Origin of the sequence: Deinococcus sp. (assembly GCF_030523985.1) — a bacterium.
In the GTDB taxonomy this organism is placed as follows: Bacteria; Deinococcota; Deinococci; order Deinococcales; family Deinococcaceae; genus Deinococcus.
In genome coordinates this window covers 1-3416 of record NZ_JAUNHK010000063.1, presented here as the reverse complement: position 1 = coordinate 3416, position 3416 = coordinate 1, and the positions used below count along the sequence as shown (strand labels likewise).

Genomic DNA, 3416 nt, shown 5'->3' with positions numbered 1-3416 from the left:
CCGCCGCGCACCGGGTACTTGCCCGCCATCACCACCGTGCCGTCGTTGACCGCCAGAATCGGTGTTCCCACAGGCGCGGGGTAGTCGGTGCCGTAGTGGTAGGCCACCTTGCCGCCCTTGACATAGGTGCGGGGCTGCCCGAAGCCGCTGCTGACGCGCCCCACGTTCGCCAGTGGCGCAGCGAAGGGTTTGGTCCAGGCCTGCGGCGTGCGGCGGTTGTACGCCTGCTCCACGGCGGCGTCCTCGGCGGCGCGGGCGGGGTCCACCAGCACCTTGCTGACACTCGGCGGCAGGTTGAGGTGCTGGGTGGGCTGCCCCAGGCTCCTCACCGGAATCTGGCCCTTGACCACGCTGTCGCCCAGCCGCACCTCGTACACCACGGGCGTTTCCTTGCCCAGCACCACCCGGCCCGGCACGACGTACTCGCCCGCCGCGCCCACAGGCCGCAGTTCTTCGTTCGGCTGCCGCACGTCCTCACCGACCTCGCTGGGAAAGCGCACGGTGGTTTCGCCGGCTCGCTCGCCGCTCAGCCGCAGCACGAAGCCGTCGCCCATCCGCAGACCCTTGGGCGCGGTGATGGTGACCCCCGGCAGCTTCAGCACGTGGGCAGAAGTGGCGACGGTGGGCAGCTTGACCGTAGGGGCAGGCGGCGCGGTGGGTTTGGGAGCATTGGGGGCGGCCTCACCCGGCAACCGGATGACCTGCCCCACGCGCAGTTCTGGGCTGCTCAGGCCGTTGAGCCGCAGCAGTTCGTCCACCGACACGCCACTGGCGCGGGCCAGGGAGTAGAAGGTGTCTCCCTTCTTGACGGTGTAGGCCGAGGCGGAAACCGAGAGCAGGGCGGCGAGAAGCAGGAAACGGGCCTTCATGCCCCCGAAGATACCGGGCGGTGGGTGAGAAGACGGGGCGGCGCTACCCCCCTGACTACTCGGCGCCGTGCAGCACGAAGCCGTGCAGGGGCGGCAGGGTCACGAACTGCACCCAGTCGCCTGCCCGCACGGGGGGCAGCGGCGCGAAGGCGGCCAGCACCAGTGGCACCCGTGCCTGCACCACCCAGACGCGCCGACTGGCCTCCAGCACCTGCCCGCACCCGCTGAGCGCCGATACGCCCTGCACGCTCAGGCTTTCTTCGGCGGGGCTGCCCAGCACGGCGGTCTGGGCCGGGTCGAGCATCCCATGAACGACCACCCGCGCCGCGCCGGGCCGGGCCGCGTAAGGGCCGCAGCGGTCGAACAGGTACAGCACCCGGCCCCCCGCCACGAATTCCAGCAGCGGGCTGCCCTCACGTTGCGGGTACAGCTCGCCCGTGGCGGCGTAGGCGGCAAAGCGGTCGGCGAACTCCTGCTCGGACGTTTCCAGGGTGCGCTCTGTGGTCAAACCGGGTCACCCGGCAAACAGGCAAGGGGGGACAGGAGCATGGGGTTCATTTTAGGTCTTCGGCCCCTTGCTGCGCTGCCCGCTGCTCCAGCCAGTCCAGCGTGGGCAGCTCGGCCCCCAGTGCCAGCAGCGTGGCGTCGGCCCGTTCCAGCGCAAAGGTGCCTTCCACCTCGCGCAGTACGTGGATGGACACCAGTCCGTAAAGCCGCTCCAGCCGCGCCCAGTCCAGGCTGCCGGGAGGGGCGGCGTCCCGTGCGCGGGCCAGCCACGTTCTCGCCGCGTGTTCGTCGCCTTCCACGAACGCGGCGGCGGCCCCGGGCGGAATCCAGTCCAGGTTCAGCCCAGGCTGCGCCATACCACGTCCATCAGCACCCCGAGCAGCATGGTGACGGCCAGCCACATGTTGGCATCGAAAAAGGCCACGTTGACCCGGCCCAGGTCGTCGGGGTCCACGATGGCATGCTCGAACAGCAGGATGGCCCCCATCACCAGCGCGGCGAGGTAGTACCACACGCTTGCCCCGGCCAGCACGCCGACCAGCAGCAAGAGCCCGAAGGTGAGGGCGTGGCTGACCGCCGCTATCCGCAGGGCCGCCGGAATGCCGAAGCGCGAGGGAATGCTCTTGATGTTGTTGGCGCGGTCAAAGGCGTAGTCCATCGTGGCGTAGATGGTGTCCAGGCCGATCATCCAGAAGATGACCACCGCCCACAGCGCCCAGGCCACGGGATGAAACTGCCCCGTCACGGCAATCCAGCCGCCCGCCGCCGCCGCCCCGTCGGTAATGCCCAGCCAGGCGTGACACAGCCAGGTAAATCGCTTGGTGTAGGGGTAGCCGATCAGGAAAATCAGCGCCAGCGGCAACAGCGCCACGCACAGGGGGTTGAGCTGCCACGCCGCGAACAGCAGCACCACCACGCTGACGCCCACCAGTGCCCAGGCCTGCGCGGGGCTGACCTTGCCGCTCGGCACTTCGCGGCCCGCCGTGCGCGGATTGCGGGCGTCTATGGCCCGGTCAATGACGCGGTTGGCGGCCATCGCTGCCGTGCGGGCCGCCGCCATCGCCACCGTGACCCAGAAGAAGGTGGAAAAGCCCGGCCACCACGTCCCGTTTTGGGCCAGACTCGCCAGCAACATGCCCGCGTAGGCGAAGGGGAGCGCGAAGACGGTGTGCTCGAATTTGACCAGTTCCAGGTAGGTTTTGACGGGTTTTCCGTCTCGGGCGGCAGCACTCACCCGCTCAGCATAAACCTTCGCTAAGCGTTTTGGCTCAGGCAGAATTCATGCGGCCTGCTATAGTGGTTCGGTGCTGCAAGGCACCCACTGGGGGTGACCCGGTTTCGACAGGGGAACTGAAAGTGATGTTGCGTGTCGAGGTGCCGTTGGCCTCGTAAACAAACGGCAAAGCCATTAACTGGCAACACTGAATACGCTCTCGCTGCTTAAGTGAGATGACGACCGCGCAGCCCGGCCTTTGGCGTCGCGGAAGTCACTAAAAAAGAAGGCTAGCCCAGGCGACTCTCCATAGCCGACGGCGAACATTCATGGAGCTACGGCCTGCGAGAACCCGCCCGCTGGTGAGCGCAGGCCCGACAATCAAACAGCGGGATACACACGTAGACGCACGCTGGACGGACCTTTGGACGGCGGTTCGACTCCGCCCACCTCCACCACCGAACCTCGCCACACGGCGGGGTTTTCTTATATACTCCCCCCGCTGCGTCGGGATGGCGGAATGGTAGACGCATTCGACTTAAAATCTCTGGTCTGCCAGTGCCTGCAAGTTTTTGCTGTCTCACACAGCATAAATGCCGTCTGTTCAGTACCGCAGATGCATATTAACACCGTTAGACTAACGATTCCAGACTCATAGGGTAGGGTCTGATTTTTCATATCTAATGGATATTAGGTAAGAAAGAATCTGAGGCTGTGAAAGGTGCAACTACCCTGCTAGAGAAAGGTCACAGGCGGCTCTAGAATTAAATATGTATCTGATTAGCGGCTGAGGCTGACCAAGACCTCAACTGGGTCTTGACCGCGCA

4 protein-coding genes and 1 other RNA gene are annotated in these 3416 nt (G+C 65.8%); 1 reads left to right on the top strand and 4 read right to left on the bottom strand.

Translation table 11 applies throughout. The features are described from left to right. The 4 genes from Q4C89_RS09925 to mqnP form a co-directional block, all read right to left on the bottom strand. Nucleotides 1–869 (bottom strand): LysM peptidoglycan-binding domain-containing M23 family metallopeptidase (locus Q4C89_RS09925; RefSeq protein WP_303102451.1); only part of this gene is annotated, 869 nt, incomplete at its 3' end. Between the two features lie 55 nt (nt 870–924). Next, nucleotides 925–1377: a hypothetical protein gene (locus tag Q4C89_RS09920; protein ID WP_303102450.1), complete on the bottom strand. Its 453-nt coding sequence runs from the start codon at nt 1375–1377 to the stop codon at nt 925–927. 46 nt (nt 1378–1423) lie between these two features. Beyond that, the gene (locus tag Q4C89_RS09915; protein WP_303102449.1) at nt 1424–1732 is read right to left on the bottom strand and encodes a hypothetical protein; all 309 of its coding nucleotides are present in this window, start codon (nt 1730–1732) and stop codon (nt 1424–1426) included. Next, nucleotides 1714–2610 carry a menaquinone biosynthesis prenyltransferase MqnP gene (gene mqnP / locus Q4C89_RS09910; protein ID WP_303102448.1) on the bottom strand — a complete coding sequence of 299 codons (897 nt, stop codon included), beginning with the start codon at nt 2608–2610 and terminating at the stop codon, nt 1714–1716. The genes Q4C89_RS09915 and mqnP overlap by 19 nt, the downstream gene beginning before the upstream one ends. 89 nt (nt 2611–2699) lie before the next feature. Between mqnP and ssrA the strand changes: the two genes are divergently transcribed. Continuing rightward, nucleotides 2700–3047: a transfer-messenger RNA gene (gene ssrA / locus Q4C89_RS09905) on the top strand. Nucleotides 3048–3416: the final 369 nt, after the last annotated feature.

Coding starts and splice junctions, on each gene's coding strand:
- Q4C89_RS09915 (WP_303102449.1), bottom strand. CDS start 1,732: ATGGCGCAGCCTGGGCTGAACCTGGACTGGATTCCGCCCGGGGCCGCC.